General features: G+C 71.5%; 21 protein-coding genes and 1 tRNA gene. 8 read left to right on the top strand and 14 right to left on the bottom strand.

Annotated elements, in window-relative coordinates:
* Window positions 1-2: 2 nt before the first annotated feature.
* The gene (locus ACIOC1_RS10245) at window positions 3-2,006 is read right to left on the bottom strand and encodes an MMPL family transporter (RefSeq protein WP_401853641.1); all 2,004 of its coding nucleotides are present in this window, start codon (window positions 2,004-2,006) and stop codon (window positions 3-5) included.
* A 402-nt stretch (window positions 2,007-2,408) separates the two neighbouring features.
* A tRNA-Val gene (locus tag ACIOC1_RS10250) sits at window positions 2,409-2,480 on the bottom strand.
* A 149-nt stretch (window positions 2,481-2,629) separates the two neighbouring features.
* Between ACIOC1_RS10250 and ACIOC1_RS10255 the strand changes: the two genes are divergently transcribed.
* The gene (locus ACIOC1_RS10255; RefSeq protein ID WP_355349974.1) at window positions 2,630-3,871 is read left to right on the top strand and encodes a hypothetical protein; all 1,242 of its coding nucleotides are present in this window, start codon (window positions 2,630-2,632) and stop codon (window positions 3,869-3,871) included.
* Between the two features lie 139 nt (window positions 3,872-4,010).
* Here the strand turns inward: ACIOC1_RS10255 and ACIOC1_RS10260 are convergent, their stop codons facing one another.
* Window positions 4,011-4,244, bottom strand: coding sequence for an FmdB family zinc ribbon protein (locus tag ACIOC1_RS10260; RefSeq protein WP_391047336.1), 234 nt, complete (start codon window positions 4,242-4,244; stop codon window positions 4,011-4,013).
* Window positions 4,245-4,478: 234 nt separating this feature from the next.
* Here ACIOC1_RS10260 and ACIOC1_RS10265 point away from each other — a divergent pair, with 234 nt between their 5' ends.
* Entirely contained in the window at window positions 4,479-5,015 is a 537-nt protein-coding gene (locus ACIOC1_RS10265) for a DUF4383 domain-containing protein (RefSeq protein WP_401304258.1), read from the top strand.
* A gap of 25 nt (window positions 5,016-5,040) precedes the next feature.
* Here the strand turns inward: ACIOC1_RS10265 and ACIOC1_RS10270 are convergent, their stop codons facing one another.
* Window positions 5,041-5,700 (bottom strand): O-methyltransferase, encoded by a 660-nt coding sequence (locus tag ACIOC1_RS10270; protein WP_355349965.1) that lies wholly within the window; start codon window positions 5,698-5,700, stop codon window positions 5,041-5,043.
* A gap of 54 nt (window positions 5,701-5,754) precedes the next feature.
* Here ACIOC1_RS10270 and ACIOC1_RS10275 point away from each other — a divergent pair, with 54 nt between their 5' ends.
* Window positions 5,755-6,381, top strand: coding sequence for a nucleoside/nucleotide kinase family protein (locus ACIOC1_RS10275; protein ID WP_401853215.1), 627 nt, complete (start codon window positions 5,755-5,757; stop codon window positions 6,379-6,381).
* Window positions 6,382-6,688: 307 nt separating this feature from the next.
* Here ACIOC1_RS10275 and ACIOC1_RS10280 read toward each other — a convergent pair whose 3' ends face one another.
* The 3 genes from ACIOC1_RS10280 to ACIOC1_RS10290 all read right to left on the bottom strand — a co-directional run bounded on the left by ACIOC1_RS10280 (window position 6,689) and on the right by ACIOC1_RS10290 (window position 11,385).
* Window positions 6,689-7,507 (bottom strand): HAD family hydrolase, encoded by an 819-nt coding sequence (locus ACIOC1_RS10280; RefSeq protein ID WP_391047340.1) that lies wholly within the window; start codon window positions 7,505-7,507, stop codon window positions 6,689-6,691.
* Window positions 7,504-10,107 (bottom strand): phosphoribosyltransferase, encoded by a 2,604-nt coding sequence (locus ACIOC1_RS10285; RefSeq protein ID WP_401853216.1) that lies wholly within the window; start codon window positions 10,105-10,107, stop codon window positions 7,504-7,506. The genes ACIOC1_RS10280 and ACIOC1_RS10285 overlap by 4 nt, the downstream gene beginning before the upstream one ends.
* 111 nt (window positions 10,108-10,218) lie before the next feature.
* Window positions 10,219-11,385, bottom strand: a complete 1,167-nt coding sequence (locus ACIOC1_RS10290) for an HpcH/HpaI aldolase/citrate lyase family protein (protein ID WP_401853219.1) — start codon at window positions 11,383-11,385, stop codon at window positions 10,219-10,221.
* 163 nt (window positions 11,386-11,548) lie between these two features.
* Here ACIOC1_RS10290 and ACIOC1_RS10295 point away from each other — a divergent pair, with 163 nt between their 5' ends.
* On the top strand, window positions 11,549-12,463 hold the full coding sequence (locus ACIOC1_RS10295) for a TerD family protein (protein WP_355349950.1): 915 nt from the start codon (window positions 11,549-11,551) through the stop codon (window positions 12,461-12,463).
* Window positions 12,464-12,490: 27 nt separating this feature from the next.
* Here ACIOC1_RS10295 and ACIOC1_RS10300 read toward each other — a convergent pair whose 3' ends face one another.
* The 6 genes from ACIOC1_RS10300 to ACIOC1_RS10325 all read right to left on the bottom strand — a co-directional run bounded on the left by ACIOC1_RS10300 (window position 12,491) and on the right by ACIOC1_RS10325 (window position 17,043).
* Complete coding sequence (locus ACIOC1_RS10300) at window positions 12,491-13,222, bottom strand: Tellurium resistance (protein WP_391047344.1); 732 nt, start codon at window positions 13,220-13,222, stop codon at window positions 12,491-12,493.
* A 70-nt stretch (window positions 13,223-13,292) separates the two neighbouring features.
* A complete protein-coding gene (locus ACIOC1_RS10305; protein WP_401304272.1) occupies window positions 13,293-14,486 on the bottom strand; it encodes a DUF475 domain-containing protein in 1,194 nt (397 codons plus the stop codon).
* A 55-nt stretch (window positions 14,487-14,541) separates the two neighbouring features.
* A complete protein-coding gene (locus ACIOC1_RS10310) occupies window positions 14,542-15,117 on the bottom strand; it encodes a TerD family protein (RefSeq protein ID WP_355349942.1) in 576 nt (191 codons plus the stop codon).
* Between the two features lie 118 nt (window positions 15,118-15,235).
* Window positions 15,236-15,811, bottom strand: a complete 576-nt coding sequence (locus tag ACIOC1_RS10315; RefSeq protein WP_188285108.1) for a TerD family protein — start codon at window positions 15,809-15,811, stop codon at window positions 15,236-15,238.
* Window positions 15,812-15,919: 108 nt separating this feature from the next.
* Window positions 15,920-16,402, bottom strand: a complete 483-nt coding sequence (locus ACIOC1_RS10320) for a redoxin domain-containing protein (protein ID WP_391047347.1) — start codon at window positions 16,400-16,402, stop codon at window positions 15,920-15,922.
* A 200-nt stretch (window positions 16,403-16,602) separates the two neighbouring features.
* Entirely contained in the window at window positions 16,603-17,043 is a 441-nt protein-coding gene (locus ACIOC1_RS10325) for a DUF3052 domain-containing protein (protein WP_188285110.1), read from the bottom strand.
* Between the two features lie 411 nt (window positions 17,044-17,454).
* Between ACIOC1_RS10325 and aceE the strand changes: the two genes are divergently transcribed.
* The gene (aceE, locus tag ACIOC1_RS10330) at window positions 17,455-20,202 is read left to right on the top strand and encodes a pyruvate dehydrogenase (acetyl-transferring), homodimeric type (protein WP_355344828.1); all 2,748 of its coding nucleotides are present in this window, start codon (window positions 17,455-17,457) and stop codon (window positions 20,200-20,202) included.
* 112 nt (window positions 20,203-20,314) lie between these two features.
* On the opposite strand, the gene ACIOC1_RS10335 is transcribed toward aceE, so the two are convergent.
* Window positions 20,315-20,581 (bottom strand): small hydrophobic protein, encoded by a 267-nt coding sequence (locus tag ACIOC1_RS10335; RefSeq protein ID WP_355344825.1) that lies wholly within the window; start codon window positions 20,579-20,581, stop codon window positions 20,315-20,317.
* A 404-nt stretch (window positions 20,582-20,985) separates the two neighbouring features.
* On the opposite strand from ACIOC1_RS10335, the gene ACIOC1_RS10340 reads away from it, so the two are divergent.
* From ACIOC1_RS10340 to ACIOC1_RS10350, 3 genes are all read left to right on the top strand, one after another.
* The gene (locus ACIOC1_RS10340) at window positions 20,986-22,152 is read left to right on the top strand and encodes an alpha/beta hydrolase (protein WP_355344870.1); all 1,167 of its coding nucleotides are present in this window, start codon (window positions 20,986-20,988) and stop codon (window positions 22,150-22,152) included.
* 77 nt (window positions 22,153-22,229) lie between these two features.
* Entirely contained in the window at window positions 22,230-22,583 is a 354-nt protein-coding gene (locus ACIOC1_RS10345) for an MmcQ/YjbR family DNA-binding protein (protein WP_355344822.1), read from the top strand.
* A gap of 38 nt (window positions 22,584-22,621) precedes the next feature.
* Complete coding sequence (locus ACIOC1_RS10350) at window positions 22,622-23,374, top strand: DUF4429 domain-containing protein (RefSeq protein WP_391047353.1); 753 nt, start codon at window positions 22,622-22,624, stop codon at window positions 23,372-23,374.
* Window positions 23,375-23,392 lie beyond the last annotated feature (18 nt).

Here is a 23,392-nt window from a genome sequence, read left to right on the forward strand (position 1 = left end):
GCTCACCCCCGTTCGCCCGGCGCCGGGCGGCTCAGGGCGCCGGGCCACCAGACCCGGCGGCGCAGCAGCAGCGCGGCCGAGGTCACCAGGAAGGTGCGGACGAGGAAGGTGTCGAGCAGGACGCCCACCGCGATGACGAAGCCGAGTTCCGCGAGCTGGACGAGAGGCATGTTCATCAGGACGGAGAAGGTCGCGGCCAGGACGACACCGGCCGAGGTGATGACGCCGCCCGTGGAGTGGAGTGCGCCGAGGGTGGCTTCGCGTGGGCCTGCGCCGTTGAGCGCCTCTTCGCGCATGCGGTGCATGAGGAAGATGCCGTAGTCGACGCCGAGGGCGACGAGGAAGACGAAGGAGAGCAGCGCGAGTCCTGGATCGGTGCCGTGGAAGCCGAGGACCGGGCCGAAGACGAGGCCGCCGATGCCCAGGGCGGCGCCCCAGACGGCGACGACCGCGGCGACGAGCAGCAGCGGCGCGACGAGGGACCGCAGCAGGAGGACGAGGATGAGCAGGACGGCGGCGAGGGTGATCGGGATGACGATGCCGCGGTCGCGCTGGTTGGTGTGCTGGAGGTCGAGCTGCTGGGCGCTGGGGCCGCCGACGTAGGAGCCGGGGAGTCCGGCGCGCAGGGCCTTGATGGTGGCGGTCTCGGCCGCGGTCTGCGGCGGGCCCGCGGTGGTGACGAAGAATTCGCTCCAGCCGTCGGCGGTGCGCCCGGCGCGCACGTCGGTGACGCCTCGGGTGGAGCGGGCGGCGGCCCGCGCGGCCTCGGCGCGGTCGGCGGGCGCGATGACGGCGACGGGACGGCTGCCCTGGTCGGGGTAGGCCGCGCCGAGAATCCGCATGGCGGTGATCGCGTCGGGCTCGCTGCTGAACATGTCCTGCTGCTTGACGCTGCCGGGCAGGTTGAGCACGCCGACGGCGAGGGCGCCGAGCAGCAGCACACCGCCGACGAGCACCGCGACCGGCCTGCGGCCGACGCCGTCGCCGATCGCGACGAAGGCGCCGCGCCGCTGCTTCGGCTCGCTGCCGTGGGCGGGGATCAGCGGCCAGAACACGCGGCGGCCGAGGACGACGAGGACGGCGGGCAGCAGCGTCACCATGGCGAGCAGCGCGCAGACGACGCCCACGGCGGCCGTCGGGCCCATGCCCCGGCTGCTGTTGAGGTCCGCGGCCAGCAGGCAGAGCATGCCCGCGGCGACGGTGCCCGCGGAGGCCAGGACCGCGGGCGCGGCTTTGCGCAGGGCGGTGCGCATGGCGTCGTACGGGCGCTCGGTGCGGCGCAGTTCCTCGCGGTAGCGGGCCACGAGCAGCAGCGCGTAGTCCGTGCCGACGCCGAAGACGAGGATGGTCATCACACCGGAGCTCTGGCCGCTGACGGTCACGCCGAACGCCTGGTTGAGGCCGTAGGTGACCGCCATCGACAGCACGTCGGCGGCGCCCGCGCAGATCAGCGGGATCAGCCACAGCACGGGGCTGCGGTAGATGAGGATCAGCAGGACGGCGACGACGAGGACCGTGGTGTAGAGGAGCGGGCCGCCGAGCGCGCTGTAGACCTCCGCGCTGTCGGTGTCCAGGGCGCCCTGTCCGCCGACCTTCACCGTCAGCCCCGAGCCGCCCTTGGCGACGTCCCTGACCCCGTCCACGAAGTCGGTTCTGGCCTGGGAGTCCTGGCCCGGCGCCGTGGTCGACATCGGGTACATCAGCGTGGTGCCGTCCTTGGACGGCACGGCCCGCGGGGCGTCCCCGGTGAGCCGGTTCGCACGGGCGATCTCGGCGGTCTGCCGCGCGGCGGTGGCCCGGTCGGCCGCGGTGAGGCCGCCGTCGCGGTGGTAGACCACGACGATGTCGGTCGTCTCGCCGCCGGGCAGCGACGCCTGGATCTTGGCCGCCCGCGTGGAGTCCGCGCTGTTCGGCAGGTAGTCCACGACGCTGTCGCGCTGGACGTCACCGAGCCTGGCGGACAGCGGTATCGCGACCGCCAGCACCCCGACCCACAGCGCGAGCATCAGCCACGGCAGCTTCCGCGCCCGGCCCCCGCCCGCCCCTGCGCCCGGCGGCGCGGCGCCCCCGTCACGTACCCCGCTGACCTGCTCCGCGGTCCTCATCCCGGCCTCCCCTTGCGACGAACGACTGATCGCCTCCATCGTCAAGGCGTGACAGCCACGGAACGTCGCGCCAGCGGCGGACATCGCCGTACCCCCGCGGGCGGTACGGGCCGCGCCGTTACATCCACGGGAGTACGGACGCGGGCCGGTCGGCCGGTGTCCCCGGCCCGGTGTCAGCGCAGGTGATCGGGGAGTGCCGTCTTCGCCGCCTCGAACAGCAGGGGCCAGGGCGGCACACGGAGCGGGACAGGGAAGAGGCCCCTGTCCAAGGACGCTGGACAGGGGCCCGGGGTCTTCCGAGGGTGGGCGTGGACGGTTTCGAACCGCCGACATCCGCCTTGTAAGGGCGGCGCTCTACCACTGAGCTACACGCCCTCGGTGAGTTCGACGTCACAGGTTACCCTGCCCTGGGGCGTGATCAGCAACCACGGGGCCGTGGGGACCGGGCGGTGTGTTCGGGGCGGCCTGGTGGGAGGATGGGTCCGACGGTGGTCGGCGGCGATCTGCGGGGAGAGAGTGTCACGGTGACGACGGCACGTTCGTGGTGGCGACGCGGCGACAATCACCGTGCGGAGGCGCAGGCGGCGAAGGACGCCGCGTCACAGGCGTTCTACGAGCTGGACACGGCGCAGCGCGATCTGGAGATCTCGATAGAGACGATCTCGGCGGTGGACGACTCCCCCGAGGCGCGCCGGGCGCTGGCCGGATTCCGGTCGCTGGGCGAGCGCATCGACCAGGTGAGCGCGGCCTACATCAACACCGTGGACGCGCACGACATCGACCGGGACGAGCTGGACGCGGGCACGGCGGCGCGGGCGCGCACCGAGCTGACGAAGGCCAAGGACGAGCTGGACAGGGCCAAGACCGAGCTGGAGCGTTTCTCCGCGGGTCTCGCGCCGCTGCTCGGCAAGGCGGAGACGCAACTCGCCCGGCTGGCGCCCGCCGTGGAGCGGGCCAAGCAGTCGCTGCTGGCGGCGACGAACGCGCTGGACGGGGTCCGCGCGGTCGGGCTGAAGGCGGACGACCTCGCGGCCCGGCTGGCCGCGCTGGCACCCGAGCTGACCAGGCTGAACGAGGGCGCGAGCAAACACGGCGTGCAGGAGACCGTCCAGCGGGCCGACGATGTGCGCCGCAAGGCGGACGCGGTGCGGACCGAGGCGGAGCGGCTGCCCGAGCAGGCCAGGGAGATGGACAAGCGGCTGGTGTCGCTGCGCACGCGGGTGCAGGCGCTGGCGACGCGGGCCGAGGGCGTGGACCCGGTGCTCAGCGAATTGCGGCGGCGGTTCTCGCTGGCGTGCTGGCAGGACCTCCAGCAGGTGCCCGAGCGGGCCGCGCAGGCGGTACGGCAGGCGGAGACGGCGCTGGCCGAGGCGCGCAAGGCGCGGGACGAGCAGCGCTGGCCGGACGCCACGTCACGGCTGGCGACGGTCAGGGCGCTGATGGACGACGTGGAGGGCGCGGTGTCCGCGGCCGGTGACCGGCTGCGGCAGCTCAACGAGGTGAGCAAGGACCCGAAGGGCGAGGTCGAGAAGACCCGCTTCGCGATCCGGGACGCGCAGCGGCTGGCCATGCAGGGGCGTTCGACGCCGGAGCCGCGGCACGCCCGCCCGCTGGACGACGCGGTGGCGCGCCTCGACCGCGCGGTGGCCGCGCTGGAGGGCAGGCACCCGGACTACTGGGCGTTCCTCACCGAGACCGCCGCGGTGCGCGAGACCGCGAACCGCGTGGTGGCCAACATCCGTGAGGACCGCGCGGCCGGGCGCTGAGCACCCCTGGCCGGTCTCCTGCTCCGGCGACCGGCGGTGCGGCCGGACCGGCGTTCATACGACCGGACCGGCGTTCGTACAGCCGGACCGGCATACGTACGATCCGACCGCCGCCCGTACTGACCCCCGTCCCGTCCGTTCAGCTACAGCAGCCGCCACCGCAGCATCCGCCGCCGCCGTTGCCGCTCGCCGGGGCGGGACCGGCCGACGACGAGGACGAGGACGACGAGGAGCCGACCGCGACCGTCGAGAGCAGCTTCACGGTGTCGTCGTGACCCTTGGGGCAGACGGTCGGGGCGTCCGACTGGGACATGGGGCGGCGCAGCTCGAAGGTGGAGCCACAGGTCTTGCAGCGGTACTCGTAGCGAGGCATGGGCCCAGGGTAGCGGGGACGCGGCCCGCGGAGGGCGTTCATCCACAGGTCACCCGGCGTCGCCGGGGTCCGGGAACGATGCGCCGGACTTCGCGCACTGCCGCCCGCTGCCGGAAGCCCCCTGCCGCCGGCCCGTGACCCAGGGTGACCCGCGCGGAGCGCCGGATTCCGGACCCCGGCCTATCCTGGAGGAGCGGCGGCCTCGATTCCCCTTCAGCGAAGGAGGCCGGTCATATGCGACTCGACGATCATCTGCCCGTGGACCACAAGCTGAGCCAGATGTACCGCTTCGGCGCCGGTCTGATGGGCCTGATCCTGGTCGTCTTCGGGATCCTCGGACTCCTCAACGGCGTGTCGTTCCTGTCCAAGGCGGGCGACCGGATCGCCGGGCTGAACTCCAACGGCGCGCTCAGCACGATCTCCATCGTCATCGGCGTGCTGCTCTTCGCCGGGATGGTGAAGGGCGGCAACTTCGCCTCGACCCTCAACATCGTCGTCGGCGTCGCCTTCCTGCTCAGCGGGTTCGTCAATCTCGCCCTGCTGGACACCGGCAGCAACCTTCTGGCGTTCAAGATGTCGAACGTGCTGTTCAGCTTCGCGGTCGGCGTGATGCTGATGTTCTTCGGCATGTACGGGCGGGTGACCGGCGGGCTGCCGCACGACAATCCGTACTGGCGCAAGCGCCACCCCGAGCAGGCAGCCCGCGAGGAGGAGGCCCGGGCGGCGGTGACCACCCGGCGGCCGCCTCCCCGCGGACTGCCGCAGCACTGACCCCGTGACGGTCCTGCCGGAGTGACTACTTCTTACGAGCCAGCGTCAGGCCGTCCGCGACGGTGAGCAGGACATCGTCCACCCGGTCGTCCGCGCGTACGTGGTCGTTGAACGCGCGGATGGCCGCGGCGCCGCCGGTCGCGTCCTCGTCCACGACCTCGCCGTGGAAGAGCGTGTTGTCGACGACGAGCAGGCCGCCGGGGTTCATGCGCGGCACCAGCTCCTCCCAGTAGTCGGTGTAGGACCCCTTGTCGGCGTCCAGGAACACCAGGTCGATCCACTGGCCGCCGGGCAGCGCCTTGAGCGTGTCGATGGCCGGGGCGATCCGCAGGTCGACGCGGTCGGCGACGCCCGCCTTGGCCCAGGCGTCCTGGCCGACGGCGGTCCACTCCTCGGAGACGTCGCAGGCGATGAGCCTGCCGTCGGCGGGCAGGGCCTGGGCCATCGACAGGGTCGAGAAACCGGTGAAGGTGCCGACCTCCACGATCTGCTTGGCGCCGGTCAGGCGGACGAGGAAGGCCAGCAGCGGGCCCTGCTCCTCAGCGGTCTGGAGCCCGGCCACATCGGCGAGGCGGGCGTGCGTGGTCTCGACCAGTTCCCGCTGGACGGCGTCCAGCGGCGGGTTGTGCGCGAGGACGTATCCGTAGAGCTCGGGTGTGAGCTGCGGGTTCTTCGTTTCGGACAAGGGTCTTCTCCCTGGTGCGGCGCTCAGGGCCCGTCCGGGCCCTAGGGTGACGGAATGCTCGTGGATGACGCGGTCGCCTTGGTCCCCAGCATTCCAGGCCGGAGGGCTCTGCTGGGGCTGGCGGGCGCCCCGGCCGCCGGGAAGTCGACTCTGGCGCGGCGGCTGGTGTCCGGGGTGAACGACCGGGTGGGCGCGGGGACGGCCGCGTATGTGCCGATGGACGGGTTCCATCTGTCCAACGCGCAGTTGGACCGGCTGGGGCTGCGGGACCGCAAGGGCGCGCCCGAGACGTTCGACGTGGACGGCTACGTCCACTTGCTGCGGCGGCTGCGCGGTGACCGTCAACACCCGGTCTACGCGCCCGACTTCGACCGGCGCCTGGACGAGCCGGTGGCCGCCGGGCTGGTCGTCGCGCCCGGTGTCCGGCTCGTGGTCACCGAGGGCAATTACCTCGCCGACGACGGTGCCGGGTGGGGGCAGGTCCGTGACCTGCTGGACGAGCTCTGGTACGTCGACGCGCCGCGTCAGCTGCGTGAGCGGCGGCTGCTGCGACGGCACGTGCGCGGGGGCCGCAGCGAGCTGGAGGCCCGGGCCTTTATCGCTGCGAGCGAGCGGCCCAACGCGCGACGCGTAGAGCGCTCCCGCGCCTATTGCACCCGGGTGGTGGCCCCGGGGCACTGACCCCGGGCCCCGGAGCGGTTCCTCTCCGCCGGGGCGCCGGCCACGCGCTTTTTTGGGGGCGCGAGGAACTGCGCGCTCAGCCACGGCGGTGGTGCGCCTTCGAAAACCGGCCTCAGCGGGGCAGATGCTGTTGTTTCCGGGCTGACAACCCGGTGGGGGCTGGTCGCGCAGTTCCCCGCGCCCCTAAAAAACAGGCCCTGCGCAACGCCAGCGCACCAGCCCCGCACCCCCAAAAAAACAGGGCCCTGCGCGACGGCAGCGCACCAGCCCCGCGCCCCTAAAAACAAGGCCCTGGGCGGGGGCGGCGTTAGAGGGCGTTGCGCATCCGCAGGATGATCTCTTCGCCGGCGGCGACGCCGACCGTGGGGAGGCCGGTGACGTGGGGGGCGGTCCAGCCGGAGTCGGCCAGCTCGCCGTGGCCGGGGCGCCAGCCCTCATCGGCGGCGAGGAGCAGATCGGCGTCGAGGAGGGAGTCGCCGGCGGCGAGGACGCGGTCGGCGCCGGTGCGGCGGACGACCTCGGCGAGGGCGGCGGACTTGCTGAGCGGCAGCGGCACGGCGTAGATCTTGCGGCCCTGGAGGGAGACGGTCCAGCCGCGGGGTTCGGCCCAGGCGGCGAGTTCCTTGACCCAGCCGGCGGGGAGGCGTTCGCGGTCGACCACGAGGTAGGCGAAGAGGTCTTCCGCGATGCGCTCCTTGCGCAGCCACGCGGGGTCGGCGGTGGCGGCGAGGTGGGCGCGTACCTCGTCCAGCGGCGCGGAGCCGTCGGCGAGACGACGGCGGATCTCGGCGTTCCAGTCGTGGTCGGTGCGGCCGTCGACCAGGAGGTGGCCGCCGTTGGCGCAGATGGCGTACCGCGGCTGGGGTCCGGGCAGGCTGATCCGGCGGTACTGCTTGCGGGTGCGGGTGGTGGAGGGCACGAACTGCCCGGCCTCCGCGGCGAGTCGCACCAGCAGCGCGGCGGCGGTCTCGGTCATGTAGGACAGCGGCTTGGCCTCGTGCACCTCGACGCAGAGCAGGCGCGGCGCGTGCTCGTCGGCCATGGTGAGGGCGAGCGCCGCCGTGGAGTAGATCAGGGTGCGGTCGAGGTCGCTGGCGACCAGCGTGCGGTTCTGACGGGTACTCACTTCGCGTCCACCGCCTTGCCGTCGGTCCCGGTGGCCCCTCGGGTGTAGCGGGGGTGGATGAGACCCACGCAGGAGTACGGCAGTCCGTCCACCTCCTCGACCGGTACGCCGCGCTGTGCGGCCAGCAGGCGGACGTGGTCGAGGTCGGCGCCGACGCCGCGCTGGGCGAGGATCTTCCAGGGCACCCGGCGCAGCAGCACGCGGGTGGTCTCGCCGACGCCGGGCTTGACGAGGTTCACGTCGCCGATGCCGTACTCCTCGCTGATCCGCTCGACCGCGGCCCAGCCCGCCCAGGTGGGTGAACGGTCGGCGGAGCGCAGCGACTTGACGTCCTCGGCGACGGCGTCGCCGACCCGGTCGAAGGCGGCGGTGACGGTGTCGAGGAAGAGCCCGGAGACGTCGGCGCCCGCCAGCTCGCGGTAGAACTTCGCGCCGTGGTAGTCGTCGGGCCCGGTCAGGTCGGCGCGCAGCACGGTGCGCGAAATGAGGCCGGAGACCGTGGAGTTGAGGCACGCGGAGGGGATCAGGAAGTCGTCGCGGGTGCCGTAGGTGGACACGCAGCCGCCGGGGTCGGCGAGCACCGCGATGTCCGGGTCGAAGACGCCTTCGCCGTCGAAGTCCTTGACGGCTTCGGCCAGTTCGCGGGTGATGGCGCCCTTGCCCGTCCAGCCGTCGACGAACACGGCGTTCGCCGCGTCGTGGTGGGCGGCCAGCCAGCTCAGCGCGTTGCGGTCGATGCCCCGGCCGCGGACGATGGAGACGGCGTAGTGCGGCAGGTCCAGGCCGTGCGCGTGCCGGGCCCAGCGGCGCATCAGCACGCCGACCGGGGTGCCCGCGCGGGCCAGCGAGACCAGGACGGCGTCCGGGCCGCGCTCGGCGAGCACGAGTTCGGTGACGGCGCCGACCGCGCGCGCGATGCGTTCGGCGGAGCCGTCGAGGGCGGCCTTGAACAGGTCCTGGTACGCGGCGCTCGGCTGGTACTCGACGGGCAGCGACTCGGCGTAGTGCGCGCCGCCGCTCTGGATGGCCTCCTCGCGCTCCTCGGTCGGCGCTTCCAGCTCGACCTCCGACAGGTCCTTGAGCAGCCAGCCGACCTCGTCCGCCGCGTACGACGAGAAGGCGGGGCCGCGCAGGGGCTCGGGCAGCGGTCGGGCGGTGGCGCTCACAGGGGCGGGGCTCATCGGTGCGGCGTGTCCGTTCGGTCGGGGACGGGACTCGGTTCCGGCGGTGAGCCGGGACCGCAACCGGGCGTGCAGCCGGGGCCGCGGCCGGTAGGTGGGGACGACGGCGACCAGTACGCGGTCGGTGTGCGCGGCGAGCTGGGCGATCAGGCCGCCGGGCCCGTACAGCTCGGGGGTCTCGCCCGCGGAGTCGATGACGCAGACGACCGCGTCGAAGCCCGCGCCCGCCACGTTGTACGCGTACCGGTCGCCGGGGCCGTCGCTGGGCTCGTCGTGGGCGGGGAACACGATCCGGCTGCGGATGGCGTAGCCGGGGTCGTCGACGGCCAGCACCGGCGAGCGGGTGGTGGTGGAGTAGCGCACATCGAGAGCGCCGCCAGGGGCCGCCCGCGAGCCCCCAAGGCCCGCGTCCGCTGCGGCGGTGTGCCGCCCCAGGCCCTCAAGGCCCGCGTCCGCTGCGGCGGTGTGCCGTCGCAGCGCCTCCGCCAGCCGCAGCGGGGCGTACATCAGCTCCTCGTTGCCGAGGACGAGGACGCGGCGGGCGCCGGGCGGGAGCGCGGCGGCCAGCCGCTGTCCCATCGCGGGCAGCGCGGCCTCCAGGGCGGCGCGGTGCTCGGGCAGGAAGCCGTGCCTGCCGCCGTCCGGCACCCCGGCCGGCCAGTCCAGCTCGACGTGCGTGAGGTCGTAGTAGTCGGCGGGCGCGGGCGGCGGCGTCTCGTGGGCGGCCACCAGGGCCTGTCCGCGCTCCAGCACGCCCTCGGGGAGCGTGACGGCCCCCGCGACCAGGGCGACGACGTCCACGCGGGCGCCGAGTTCCGCCGCGAAGTCCTCCAGCCGCGCCTGGTCGGCGGCGGACCGCATGTCGGTGAGGGCGACCACCACATACCGCTCACGCGGGTGGCGTCCGTGCAGGTCACGGATGGTGTTGAGGATGGTCTGGCCGGTGGAGAACTCGTCGTCGACCAGGACCAGCGGGCCGCTGCCCGCCAGCAGCGCCGGGTCCTCGGGGAGCAGCAGGTGCCCGGTGGCGTGGCTGTGCTCCTCCTGGAAGCCGCCGCCCGCCGCGACGCCCGCGACCTCGCGCCGGGTGGAGTGCAGGTACGGCACACCGCCGACGCCGTCGGCGACGCAGTGGCCGAGCCCTGTCGCGGTCTCGGCGTAGCCGAGGACCACGGCGTCGGCGACCGCGTCCGGGCCGAGCAGGTCGCGGACCCGCTCGCCGAGCGCGTACGCGGAGCCGTAGACCGCTCGCGGGTCCTGCGGGACGTGCTTGCCGAGGATGTTGGAGACCAGCAGGTGGGCGCGCTTGGGGTTGCGGCGCAGCGCGAGGCCGAGCACTCCGTGCAGGCCCTCGCCCACCAGGCCGATGCCCAGCCGGTCCGCGACCCACTGGCCCGGCCAGGGCGTGTGCGTTGCCATGCGGTGCTTCTCTTCCGTTCGGTGCGAGCGCGGCGCGGGGGCCGTGCTCAGGGCTGGGCGCGGCGCCTGGCCGTGCTCAGGACTGCGCTGGAGGCTGTTCCGGGACCGCGCTCAGGACTGCGGCAGGCTCGCCGCGAGCAGTTCCACGAAGCCGATGTCCTCTTGGGCGACGCCGAAAACCTCGGCGCGGCGCATGGTGCGCTCCGCCCAGGCGCGGTGCGGCTTCACCTCGTTCATCTTGTTGGTGTACGCGGACCGCATGACGCCGCCGCCGGAGCGGTCCTCGTCGAGTATGTCGGCCGCGTCGCAGAACTCCTCGTGCGTGACGACGCTCAGCGCGTGCACGACGGGCACGTGGGTGGGGTGGATGCAGGTCTTGCCCTGGAGGCCGTTGGCGCGGTCCAGCTCGATCTCGCGGAGCAGTCCGTCCATGTCGCGCTCGATGAGGGTGTCGCGCAGGTCCTCGGCCTCGGGGGTGAAGGGGCTGCGGCGCAGTTGCGGCTTGAACATCCGCTCGTGGTGCCTGAAGTACTCCCAGACCGGTCCCGTCACGGTGAAGCCGCTGCCGTCGGCGCGGCCGAGGACGTTGACCACGTCGGCGATCACCGAGGCGACGATCTGCACGTCGTAGGCGGTCATCGCGGGGGCGCGGCGCAGGCCGTAGGAGGAGCAGAAGTCGGTGACGCCCAGGCGCAGGGCGAGCACCCGCTCGCGGTATTTGTCGACCGTCCTGGATATCCCGTAGAGCGTCTCGACCCGGCTCTCCAGGTGCAGGAGCTGCGGGGACTCCAGTACGGGCATGGCGAAAAGGCGCCGCCCGCTGGCGGCCTCCGCGTGTGCCATGGCCTCCAGGAAGGGGACGCCGGTCTCCTCGGTGAACTTGGGCAGCACGAATCCGGACAGCAGTTCCACGGTGCGGCCGAGCCGTGTCACCAGGTCGGTGATCTGCGCGGGCGTGCGGACCCGGATGAACAGCAGCGGAAGCGCCGCCTCCGGCCGGGTCGCGAGATCGGCGAACTGCCGGACGAGATTGGCCTCACCTGCGACGACGTCGCGGTCGTCGATGGAGTCCTCCAGGCACAGGACCATCGACACCACACCCCGGGCGGCCTGCTTCACCACGTCGTCCGCGAGCTGCGGGCGGGTGGCGGGGCTGTAGAGGGTGGCGCCGAGGGCGACCGCGAGCATGCGTGCGGGCGAGTCGGCAGTGAACTCCTGCGGCTCGCGGTGAAACAGTTCGCTCCTGGCTTCAGGAGCGAGGTGCCCGAAGTGTCGCATACGCCCCATTTCGAGGTAGTGAGCCCGATGATATCTGGCCGATTATCGTACGTGCGAGCATGGGGTAGAGGTTCCCTCCACACGTGAAAAACAGGTAACCGCGGCGGGTCCACCGCGTGACCGTCCCGCCCGGCGTTGTGGCGCACGCCACGGGGAGGGCAGGATGACCGGTATGACGCACGTGATGGTGAAGGGCTCGAACACCCCACTGGACGCCCCCGGAATCCGGGCGGTACTGCGCTGGACCCCGGCGTCCGGTTCCCCCGATGTTGACGCCTCCGTGCTGCTGCTCGGTTCCAACGGCAAGGTCCGTTCCGACGCCGACTTCGTCTTCTACAACGAACCGCGCCACCCCTCGGGGCTCGCCCGTCACCTGCCCAAGAAACGCGTCTCCGGCAGCCTGACCGACACCGTCGAGGTCGACCTGGCCGCCCTCGGCTCCGACGTGGACCGCGTCGTGATCGTCGCCTCCTGCGACGGCGGCCCCTTCGCGCAGGTCCAGGACCTGTGCGTGCTCCTCTACGACACCACGGGGCCGCAGCACGCGCCCGTCATCACCTTCGAGGTGCGCCCCGACACCGGCTACGAGACCGCCCTGAACTGCGGCGAGATCTACCGCAAGGACGGCGGCTGGAAATTCCGCGCCCTGGGCCAGGGGTACGACACCGGTCTGGTCGGCGTGGCCACCGAATTCGGCATCGCGGTGGACGACGTCGAGGGCGGCGACTCCGACCGTACCGCCGTACCGGCCACGACCGCGCCGCCCACCGTCTCCCCGGCGGCGCCGCCCACGGCCGGGCCGGTGTCCCAGCAGACCGCGCCGTACGCCCAGGAGCCGGAGCCCGCGCCCACCAGTGCGTACGGATACCCGCTCCAGGCTCCCTCGCCCGGCCACGTGCCCGCACAGCCCGCCTACGGCTACCCGCAGCCCGTGGCGGCCACCACGGCCCCCGCGGTCCACCAGCAGCCGCAGCAGGGCTACCCGGCGTACGGCTACCCGCAGCCGGTGGCCGCCGCCGCCAACGACGGCGGCTTCCAACTGCCGCCGCAGGGACCCCAGTTCCAGTCGGGCAGCTGACCCGCGCGGACAGCGCGCCGGACGCGGTCAGACCTTGGACTTGTAGCCGCGGCCCCACTGGAGGCCCCAGCCGTAGAGCCGGTCGATCTCGGCCTGGAAACCGTAGACGTACCTGACCTCGCGGCGCACGACCAGCTCGCCCTTGCGGTTCTCGATCAGCACGACGGCGCACGAACGGGCCTGCGGCTCCCGCTCGTTGAGCGGGATCTCGATGCGCGGGCCCGAGGTCGGGAAGATCTCGACCTTCGCGTGCGTGCGGTCGAAGGCGGGCGTGCCGTCGTAGATGTAGACGAAGACCAGCAGCCGCCGGAATTCGTCCCGCTTGTCGAAGTTGATGTACAGCGTCTCGCCCGAGGTGCCGCCGAACCGGTCGTCGCCGCTCATCTGGATGTACGGCGGCGCGTCCAGGTCGCCCAGCAGATTGCCGAGCGGCTGGACAACTCCTTTGCTGCCGTCGGCCAGTTCGTACATGCAGGCCAGGTCGAGGTCGACATTGACCATGGCGGGTCCGGCCGCCTGCACCACACGCGGTTTGAAGACGTCGAGCTGGCGGCGGAAGAACCCGCCGTTGGAGGTGGCCCAGCCACCGGTGTCGGATGTCCGCATCGACCACGAGAGGTTGACCCGGAGGTTGCCGACGGCCGCTCCCTGCTTGGTCAGCGACACCATCGGGTGCCGCTTGGTGAGTTCCACGGTGTGCGCGTTCGCGACGTCGAACTGCTGCCCGCCGCTCGGCCGCAGAAAACTCCACCAGGCCATCTGCCCTCGCCCTCCCCTGACATGAGGCTGCCCCCGCCGGACGGCGGGGGCAGCGCTGGCGCGACCGGGGTCAGACCCCGCTCGCGACTTCCGCCTTGTCGTCGTCCTTGTCACCGTCCGGTTGCCCGGAGTCTTCCCCGAGTCGGCGGTTGCGTACCACCGAGGACCAGTACGAAGCGGCGATCAGCACCACGCCGACCAGACCGGTGATGACCTCGCTGACGTCGTACTTGATCGTGACGAGCAGGATGACGGCCAGCGCGCCGATCGCGTAGTGCGCGCCGTGCTCCAGGTAGACGTAGTCGTCCAGGGTGCCCTTGCGGACCAGGAAGACGGTCAGCGACCTGATGTACATCGCGCCGATGCCGAGACCCAGCGCGATCTCGAAGATGTCGTTGCTGACCGCGAAGGCGCCGACGACACCGTCGAAGGAGAAGGACGCGTCGATGACTTCGAGGTAGAGGAACATGAAGAACGCGGCCTTGCCCGCCAGGCCCACGACCTGTCCGGTGCTGACGCCGTTGCCGCTCTTCGCCGCGACGGGCTCCGCTCCGCCCGCTTCCGCGCCGTCCTCGTCGTCCGCGCCGTCCTCGTCGTCGTCCTCCAGCCGCTCCTCGAAGAAGCTGGAGACACCGCCGACGATGAGATACGTGAGCAGGCCGCCGACGCCCGCCAGCAGCACCGTCTCGCCCTTGTCGATGGTGCCGTGACCGCCGTGCAGCGGGACGCCGGTGGCGACGGTGGTGGCGGCGACGAGCAGCGCGACCAGCGCGACCACGACGGAGAGCATGTCCAGCTTGCCGACCTTGGCCAGCGGCTTCTCCAGCCAGCCCAGCCAGGTGATCTCCCGCTCCTCGAAGATGAAGTCGAGGAAGATCATCAGCAGGAACATGCCGCCGAAGGCGGCGATCGCCGGGTGCGCGCCGGTGACCAGCGCCTCGTAGCGGTCGTGGTCGTTGATCGCGACCCTGACCGCTTCCCACGGACTGAGCTTGGCCGTGATGGCGACGATGATGATCGGGAAGACGAGCCTCATGCCGAAGACGGCGATCAGCACGCCGATGGTGAGGAACATCTTCTGCCAGAAGGCATTCATCTTGCGGAGGATGCCCGCGTTGATCACCGCGTTGTCGAACGAGAGTGAGATCTCGAGGACCGACAGGATCGCGACAATGGCCAGGCCCTTCCAGCCCCAGAGGACGCCGGCCAGGGCGAGGCCGGCGGCAGTGATGCCGAACGACCAGCCGAATGTTCTGAGGAGCACGAGCTACCTACCTATTTCCCTGATGATCACGAGGACCCCCGCGAGGTACGCGGCTTTACGAAACGTTGACCCCGAAGTCTAGGGCGATGCCGCGCAGTCCGGAGGCGTACCCCTGACCTACCGCACGGAACTTCCACTCGCCGCTGTAGCGGTAGAGCTCGCCGAAGATCATCGCGGTCTCGGTCGAGGCGTCCTCGGTCAGGTCGTAACGGGCCAGTTCGGCGCCGTCCGCCTGGTTGAGCACCCGGATGTACGCGTTGCTGACCTGGCCGAAGGTCTGGGAACGGGCGTCGGCGTCGTAGATCGAGACCGGGAAGACGATCTTGTCGACGCGCTCGGGGACGAGGCTCAGGTCCACCAGGATCGTCTCGTCGTCACCGCCGGTGCCGCCGACCAGTTCGTCGCCGGTGTGCTCGACAGAGCCCTCCGGGCTCTTGAGGTTGTTGTAGAAGACGAAGAACTCGTCTCCCAGGACCCGGCCGTTGCCGCAGAGCAGCGCGCTGGCGTCCAGGTCGAAGTCGGCTCCGGTGGTCGAGCGGGAACTCCAGCCGAGACCGATCTGCACCTTGGTGAGATTCGGCGCGGCCTTGGAGAGGGAGACATTGCCTCCCTTGGCGAGCGTGACGCCCATCGTGTTTCGTTCCTCCCCGTCGCAGGGTGTGCTGGGTGGGTCCTGGGTGCTGGGTGGGCCCTGGGTCCTGGGTCCGCCAGGGACGGGCGGCGCCCGGTGGCCGGGCGCCGCACCGCGATCAGACGTTGACGCCGAAGTCCTGGGCGATGCCGCGCAGTCCCGAGGCGTAGCCCTGGCCGATGGCGCGGAACTTCCACTCCGCGCCGTGCCGGTACAGCTCGCCGAAGACCATGGCGGTCTCGGTCGAGGCGTCCTCGGTCAGGTCGTAGCGGGCCAGCTCGCGCTGGTCCGCCGCGTTGAGCACCCGGATGTAGGCGTTGCGCACCTGGCCGAAGCTCTGCTGGCGGCTCTCGGCCTCGTAGATGGAGACGGGGAAGACGATCTTCGCGACATCGGCCGGGACACCGGCCAGATTCACGTTGATGACCTCGTCGTCGCCCTCGCCCTCACCGGTGAGGTTGTCACCGGTGTGCACCACGGAGCCGTCGGGGCTGGTGAGGTTGTTGAAGAAGACGAAGTGCGCGTCGGAGAGCACCTTGCCCTGGTCGCTGGTGAGCAGCGCGCTCGCGTCGAGGTCGAAGTCGTTGCCGGTGGTGGTGCGGGCGTCCCAGCCCAGACCGACGACGACGGCCGTGAGATTCGGCGCCTCCTTGGTCAGCGAGACGTTGCCACCCTTGCTGAGGCTGACTCCCACGAGTCCTCCCAAATCGGTTCGTGCGTGCTGTGTGCGTGGCGTACGCGTGCACAGATCCTGCGCTGGTGCCGGATCAACGTGCCGAGCTTAGTGACGGGTTCCCGAGGTCTACAGCGATTCGAGCGCCTTTGCGTAGTCGTGAAGATCGCGGGCGTCCGGCAGCCCGTTGACGACGGTCCAGCGCACGGTGCCCTCCTTGTCGATGACGAAGGTGCCGCGCAGGGCGCAGCCCTTGTCCTCGGCGAAGACGCCGTAGGCGCGGGAGACCGCGCCGTGCGGCCAGAAGTCGGACAGCAGCGGGTAGTCCAGGCCCTCCTGGTCGGCGAAGACCCGCAGCGAGTGCATCGAGTCGCAGGAGACGGCGAGCAGTTGCACGTCCGCGTTCTGGAACGCGGGCAGCTCGTCGCGCAGCGCGCACAGCTCGCCGGTGCACACGCCGGTGAAGGCGAAGGGGTAGAAGAGCAGCACGACGTTCTTCCGGCCGCGGAAGTCGGCCAGGCGCACGGTACGGCCGTGCTGGTCGGGCAGGGCGAAGTCGGGTGCCGGGGCGCCGACCGCGGGGATCTCGTGGGCTGCGCTGATCTCGCTCATCGCGCGGGCGTCCCTTCTCGGGGGAGGCGCGGGACCCGGCGCGGCCGTCGCGACCGCCGCAGGGCCGCGACACAGGGTGGGCCAAGCGCGCGGTTCCCCGCTCCCCCGAGGGGGCGCGGGGAACCGCGCGGCCAGCGTGTGACGGGCGGCGGACGGCCGCGGGGCGCAACCCCTGCGGCGGGCCGCCGGTGCCGGGAAAGCTACCGCTTCCCCGCGCGGGCCGTCTTGGGTGTCACGAGACGGCTGCCGGTCCAGTCCTTGGCGGCGTTGACGCTGCTGGTCTGGGCGAGGCCCGCGGTCTGCGCGGCCTCTCCGATCTCGCTGGGCTCGACGTGGCCGTCACGCCCGGTCTTCGGGGTCATGAGCCAGATCGGGGCGCCGGGGTCGACCGTCGACGTGGCGTCGACGAGTGCGTCGGTGAGGTCGCCGTCGTCCTCGCGGAACCACAGCAGGACGGCGTCGGGCACGTCGTCGTACTCCTCATCGGCGAGCTCCTCGCCCGTGAGCTCCTCGATACCCTCTCGAAGCTCCTGGTCGCAATCCTCGTCGTACCCGAGCTCCTGGACCACCTGTCCGGGCTCGAAACCAAGCCGGCTCGCCGGGTTGGTCCGCTCCTCCGCGTGGTCCGCGGTCGCGCTCACGCTTTGCCTCCTGTCATGGGGAAAATCTGCCCGCGCCTGTGCGGGTTATTGGCGGTAGTCCACACGGGCTGGGCGGATCGCGCAAGTACCCGGCGTACGAGACCGTCGAAACGGTGACGATTCGACCGTGTCACCGCAACCCGCACACTCAATGGTGACGCACATCACGGCGGTTTGCCGGTGTTGTGCGTGATTGGAGCCGCGAGTCGGTCGTACGAGCGACTGGGCGTAGAGTTCAGGTTTGGCCTCCCCCAACCTCAGGCCGGGAGGCTCCCGGCCGACCACCGGCCCTGGGGCCGCGCGGCTCATGAGCTGCGGTTACCGCTCGGTAGAGATGACGTATCGAACGACGCGGTACACGATGGAGGCGGCGCGACCCAGCAGAGCTCCACCTAGCAGCGAAGGAACAGCGTGGCTTCCGGATCCGATCGCAACCCGATCATCATTGGCGGCCTTCCCAGCCAGGTCCCGGATTTCGATCCCGAGGAGACGGCGGAATGGCTCGACTCGCTCGATGCGGCCATCGACGAGCGCGGCCGTGAGCGGGCCCGCTATCTGATGCTCCGCCTCATCGAGCGCGCGCGCGAGAAGCGCGTCGCGGTGCCCGAGATGCGCAGCACCGACTACGTGAACACCATCGCCACCAAGGACGAGCCGTTCTTCCCGGGCAACGAGGAGATCGAGCGCAAGATCCTCAACGCCACCCGGTGGAACGCGGCGGTCATGGTCTCCCGCGCCCAGCGTCCCGGGATCGGCGTCGGCGGCCACATCGCCACCTTCGCCTCCTCCGCCTCGCTCTACGACGTGGGCTTCAACCACTTCTTCCGCGGCAAGGACGACGGCCTCGGCGGCGACCAGATCTTCTTCCAGGGCCACGCCTCCCCCGGCATCTACGCCCGCGCCTTCCTGCTCGACCGGTTGAGCGAGGCGCAGCTCGACGCCTTCCGCCAGGAGAAGTCGAAGGCGCCGAACGGCCTTTCCAGCTACCCGCACCCGCGGCTGATGCCGGACTTCTGGGAGTTCCCGACCGTCTCGATGGGCCTCGGCCCGCTGGGCGCGATCTACCAGGCCCGGATGAACCGCTACATGGAGGCGCGCGGCATCGCCGACACCTCCACGTCGCACGTGTGGGCGTTCCTCGGCGACGGCGAGATGGACGAGCCGGAGTCGCTCGGCCAGCTCTCGATCGCCGCCCGCGAGGGCCTGGACAACCTGACCTTCGTCGTCAACTGCAACCTCCAGCGCCTCGACGGCCCGGTGCGCGGCAACGGCAAGATCATCCAGGAGCTGGAGTCGCAGTTCCGCGGCGCCGGCTGGAACGTCATCAAGCTGATCTGGGACCGCTCCTGGGACCCGCTGCTGGCCCAGGACCGCGACGGTCTGCTGGTCAACAAGATGAACACCACCCCGGACGGCCAGTTCCAGACGTACGCGACCGAGACCGGTTCGTACATCCGTGAGCACTTCTTCGGCGACGACCAGCGGCTGCGCAAGATGGTCGAAGGCATGTCCGACGAGCAGATCCTGCACCTCGGGCGCGGCGGCCACGACCACCGCAAGGTCTTCGCGGCCTACACGGCGGCCAAGGAGCACAAGGGCCAGCCGACGGTGATCCTCGCGCAGACCATCAAGGGCTGGACGCTGGGTCCGAACTTCGAGGGCCGCAACGCGACGCACCAGATGAAGAAGCTGACGGTCGACGACCTCAAGCGCTTCCGCGACCGGCTGCACCTGCCGATCACCGACCAGCGGCTCGACGAGGGCTACCCGCCGTACTACCACCCCGGCCGGGACTCCGAAGAGATCCAGTACATGCACGACCACCGCAAGGCGTGCGGCGGTTACGTGCCCACGCGCGTGGTGCGGGCCAAGCCGCTGCCGCTGCCGCCGGAGAAGACGTACGCGACCGCGAAGAAGGGCTCGGGCCAGCAGTCGATCGCCACCACCATGGCGTTCGTCCGCGTCCTGAAGGACCTGATGCGGGACAAGGAGATCGGCAAGCGCTTCGTGCTGATCGCCCCCGACGAGTACCGCACCTTCGGCATGGACGCGTTCTTCCCGAGCGCGAAGATCTACAACCCGATGGGTCAGCAGTACGAGTCGGTCGACCGCGAGCTGCTGCTGGCGTACAAGGAGTCGCCGACCGGGCAGATGCTGCACGACGGCATCTCCGAGGCGGGCTGTACGGCGTCGCTGATCGCGGCGGGCTCGGCGTACGCCACGCACGGCGAGCCGCTGATCCCGGTCTACGTCTTCTACTCGATGTTCGGGTTCCAGCGCACCGGCGACCAGTTCTGGCAGATGGCCGACCAGCTCTCGCGCGGCTTCGTGCTGGGCGCGACCGCGGGCCGCACCACGCTGACCGGTGAGGGCCTCCAGCACGCGGACGGCCACTCGCAGCTCCTGGCCTCCACCAACCCCGGCTGCGTCGCGTACGACCCCGCCTTCGGCTACGAGATCGCGCACATCGTGCAGGACGGTCTGCGCCGGATGTACGGCGAGACCGCGGACGGCAAGCCGGGCGAGGACGTCTTCTACTACCTCACCGTCTACAACGAGCCGATCCAGCACCCGGCCGAGCCCGCGGACGTCGACGTGGACGGCATCCTCAAGGGCATCTACCGCTTCAAGACCGGCGAGGCCGGTACGATCCCCGCGCAGATCATGGCGTCGGGTGTCGCGGTGCCGTGGGCGGTCGAGGCGCAGCGCATCCTCGCCGAGGACTGGAACGTACGGGCCGACGTATGGTCCGCGACGTCCTGGAACGAGCTGCGGCGCGAGGCCGTCGCGATCGAGGAGCACAATCTGCTGCACCCGGAGGAGGAGCAGCGCGTGCCGTACGTGACGCGCAAGCTGTCCGGGGCCGAGGGGCCGTTCGTGGCCGTCTCGGACTGGATGCGGGCGGTGCCCGACCAGATCTCGCGCTGGGTGCCCGGCACGTACTCCTCGCTGGGCGCGGACGGCTTCGGCTTCGCGGACACCCGTGGCGCGGCCCGTCGCTTCTTCCACATCGACGCGCAGTCGGTGGTCCTGGCGGTCCTCACCGAGCTGGCCCGCGACGGCAAGGTCGACCGGTCCGTGCTGAAGCAGGCCGTCGACCGCTACCAGCTCCTGGACGTGGCCTCGGCCGACCCGGGCGCGGCGGGCGGCGACGCGTAGTTCGGCTCCGCCTCGGGTTCGCCCGGGCTCCGCACGACAACGGCCTCCGGGCCGAGAGGGCTCTCCCTCTCGGCCCGGAGGCCGTTCGTACGCCCGCGCGGCGCGGGCGGGGCTACTGGGCCACGTAGAGCAGCGCGATGAGTGTGTCGAGCGCGCCGAGGAACAGCGCGATCAGGGCCAGCAGGGGTTTGCGGCCACTCCAGCGGCGGCCCATCGCGAGCCAGCCGCAGACGACCGCCACGGGGCCGAACACGATGCCCAGGACGAAGAAGCCCACGACCGCGCTGATGACTCCGATGATGCCGAGCCTGCCGCCGGTGCGCTCCACTTCGACTCGGGTGCCGCGGGAGCGTTCGGTCGTGGCGAAACGTCGAGCCATGGTTCCCTCCTCGGGGTCCCGTCCTCGGGTCCTGCCGGTTCGATTGCCCGCTGCGGGCACCGCTATGCCGCGCGGAGGCCGCCTACCGGCCGCGTATCGCCTTGTGAGTGCCTTCCGGCGGGAGGCGGTCACCGGGGGGTGCGTCCGACTGGCGGCAGCCGCGTAACCTCCGGTCAGATCATTCCGTTTCCAAACGTGATCTGACTCACCCTTGACCCGGCCACCCGTCCGGGTCTTCTACGCTGGACCGCGGAGCCGCGCCCAGGGACGCCGTTGTCCGCACGTACTGCCCCACAGCACCTGACGCCCCACCTCCCGCCCCCATATCCCCGCCGCCCGGTTGAACCCGGGACGAATCCGCGAGGCATCTGCGAGTGAGCCTTCTCGAAGCGCGACTGAGCCCCATGTCGATCCGCGCCCTGCTGGCCCTGTCGGTCGTCTTCATCATGCTGGCGACCACCGGCTGGACGGCGCTGCGCCCCGGCGGGGCCGGCGACCCGCGGGCCGCCGCCCTGTCGTCCTGGCGGCACGGCACCATCGCCTCGCACAAGCTGCCGGACCCCGACAGCGGCGCCCGGACGATCGCGCGCTTCTTCGCGTCGCTCACCGGCGGCCAGCGGCTCGCGCTCACCGAGCGGTACCCGCTGATCGTCGGCAATCTCAACGGCGCGCCGCTCACCTTGCGCTACCGGGCCAACCACGCGGCCATCGAGCAGGCCCGCACCGCGGAGACCGCGCGCTCGCACAGCGACCAGTTCACCGTGGCGGGCCGGATCGACGCGGCGCGGCGGGCCGCGCGCTACACCTCGCTGCTCAGCGGCCACCGGCAGATCCTCTCCTTCGACCCGACGGGCTCCGGCCGGGTCGCGGAGGTCTTCGGCGACCTGAAGGCCGCCAAGCGGGTCTCCGTCGTCGTCCCCGGCGTCGACACCAACCTGCTCACGTTCGAGCGCGCCACCAAGTCGTACGCGGCCCCGGTCGGCATGGCGACGGCGCTGTACGACGCGGAGCGCGCCGCCGACCCCGGCGTGCGGACGGCCGTGATCGCGTGGGCGGACTACACCACGCCGACGGGGCTCGGCCTGGACGCCTCGACGGGCAACATGGCCGAGCGCGGCGCCACCCGATTGAACGCGCTGCTCAGCGCCTTGCCGCAGCACGCCGAGGTGTCGCTCTTCTGCCACTCCTACGGCTCGGTGCTGTGCGGGGTGGCCGCCCCCGACCTGCCGGGCCGCTCGGTCTCCGACATCACGGTCTTCGGCAGTCCCGGCATGCGCGTGCAGCGCGCCTCGCAGCTCCACACGTCGGCGCACGTGTGGGCGGCGCGGGACAGCTCCGACTGGATCAGCGATGTGCCGCACCTGGAGATCGCCGGGCTCGGCCACGGCGCCGACCCGGTCAACGACTCCTTCGGCGCCCGGGTGATCAGCGCCGCCGGAGCCAGCGGGCACCCCGGCTACTTCGCACCCGGCACCACCAGCCTGGCCAACTTCACGCAGATCGCCCTGGGCAACTACGCGGCGGTCGCCTGCCAGGACGCGGACGAGGGCTGCACCTCGGGGCTCGCCTGAGGGCCGGGCCGGGCCTCGGCCCGTCCGGTGGCGGGCTGCGGGGGCGGGCTGTCACAGGGCCGCCCTACGCTGGCCGCATGGCCACCTTCGAGGAGTTCGCGGACAGCGCCCTGGCGCTGCCGCGGGCGCACCGGCAGATCACCTGGGGCAGCGAGCACACCTTCCGGGTCGGCGAGAAGATCTTCGCCATGGGCAACCCCGACGGCGCCCATGTGTCGCTGAAGGCGTCCAAGGAGGATCAGACCGAGCTGATCGCCGCCGACCCCGGCACCTTCTCGCCCGCCCCCTACGTCGGCCGCTTCGGCTGGGTGCGCGCCGCCCTGGACTCCGTCGACCCGGACGAGCTCGCGGAACTCCTCACCGAGGCCTGGCGCCGCACGGCTCCGCGCCGCCTGGTCAAGGAGTTCGACGAGGCCGCGGGACGCGCATAGTTCCTGACGGGGTACCGCCAAGCGGGAGGCCGCTTACGATGGCCCGTATGGGTGATGTGCTGGCCGGAAACAACGCTGAATGGGAGTTCGAACCAGAAGCGGTGGTGATCCGGTACAGCAGAGGCGTACGGGGCGTGAGGTTTCTCCAGGCCCTCGGGGAACGCCGGATTCCGCATGAGGCGCTGGACGGGATCGAACTGCTGGACGGGCGGCGCGGCACCGTCGTCCTGCGGGCGCTGCCCAGGCCCGGCGCCGATCCGGTGATCGAGGCGGCCGGCGGCCAGCTCAAGGAGAGCGCGGACCCGTACCGTCTGGTGCTGCCCGCGCAGTCGCGGACGCTCGCGGAGTACTACCGGGACGAGCTGCGCCCCCTGCTCGGCCCCCAGGTGCGGCACAGCCTCGACGACGGCCCGGCGGAACGTTTCCTCGTGGCCCCACCTGCGGCGCCGCGCTCCTTCAAGGCGTACGACGCGAAGGCGCTGTTCGACGGCCGCACCGTCAGTTTCCGCTGGTTCTGGACGGGCGCGTCGTCCGCGAAGTGGAAAGCGGGCGACCAGAGCTTCCCGGTGGAACAGCTCAGCGGCCTCGACTGGCGCTCGCCCGAACTCCTCCACGGCCATCTGCGGCTGCTGCGCCGCGACGCCGACCGGCAGGAGCAGCCCGGCGAGGCCGACCAGGACCCGGCCGCCGTCGTCTTCGGCCTCGGCTACGGACCCGTGCACGAGTCGCTGCCCTTCGCCGCGGCGGTGCTCGCCGCGATCAAGTCCGCCCGCGTACGGCCGCAGCCGTAGGGCGCGGTCGTACGCGGG

This window comes from Streptomyces sp. NPDC088197, assembly GCF_044741185.1.
Taxonomy (GTDB): Bacteria; Actinomycetota; Actinomycetes; order Streptomycetales; family Streptomycetaceae; genus Actinacidiphila.

Excerpts from the sequence above, each read along its gene's own strand:
- ACIOC1_RS10245 (WP_401853641.1), bottom strand. The coding sequence starts at position 2,006 with ATGCTCGCGCTGTGGGTCGGGGTGCTGGCGGTCGCGATACCGCTGTCC.
- ACIOC1_RS10260 (WP_391047336.1), bottom strand. The coding sequence starts at position 4,244 with ATGCCTCGCTACGAGTACCGCTGCAAGACCTGTGGCTCCACCTTCGAG.
- ACIOC1_RS10265 (WP_401304258.1), top strand. The coding sequence starts at position 4,479 with ATGCGACTCGACGATCATCTGCCCGTGGACCACAAGCTGAGCCAGATG.
- ACIOC1_RS10275 (WP_401853215.1), top strand. The coding sequence starts at position 5,755 with ATGCTCGTGGATGACGCGGTCGCCTTGGTCCCCAGCATTCCAGGCCGG.
- ACIOC1_RS10285 (WP_401853216.1), bottom strand. The coding sequence starts at position 10,107 with ATGGCAACGCACACGCCCTGGCCGGGCCAGTGGGTCGCGGACCGGCTG.
- ACIOC1_RS10290 (WP_401853219.1), bottom strand. The coding sequence starts at position 11,385 with ATGCGACACTTCGGGCACCTCGCTCCTGAAGCCAGGAGCGAACTGTTT.
- ACIOC1_RS10295 (WP_355349950.1), top strand. The coding sequence starts at position 11,549 with ATGACCGGTATGACGCACGTGATGGTGAAGGGCTCGAACACCCCACTG.
- ACIOC1_RS10300 (WP_391047344.1), bottom strand. The coding sequence starts at position 13,222 with ATGGCCTGGTGGAGTTTTCTGCGGCCGAGCGGCGGGCAGCAGTTCGAC.
- ACIOC1_RS10310 (WP_355349942.1), bottom strand. The coding sequence starts at position 15,117 with ATGGGCGTCACGCTCGCCAAGGGAGGCAATGTCTCCCTCTCCAAGGCC.
- ACIOC1_RS10320 (WP_391047347.1), bottom strand. The coding sequence starts at position 16,402 with ATGAGCGAGATCAGCGCAGCCCACGAGATCCCCGCGGTCGGCGCCCCG.
- ACIOC1_RS10335 (WP_355344825.1), bottom strand. The coding sequence starts at position 20,581 with ATGGCTCGACGTTTCGCCACGACCGAACGCTCCCGCGGCACCCGAGTC.
- ACIOC1_RS10340 (WP_355344870.1), top strand. The coding sequence starts at position 20,986 with ATGTCGATCCGCGCCCTGCTGGCCCTGTCGGTCGTCTTCATCATGCTG.
- ACIOC1_RS10345 (WP_355344822.1), top strand. The coding sequence starts at position 22,230 with ATGGCCACCTTCGAGGAGTTCGCGGACAGCGCCCTGGCGCTGCCGCGG.
- ACIOC1_RS10350 (WP_391047353.1), top strand. The coding sequence starts at position 22,622 with ATGGCCCGTATGGGTGATGTGCTGGCCGGAAACAACGCTGAATGGGAG.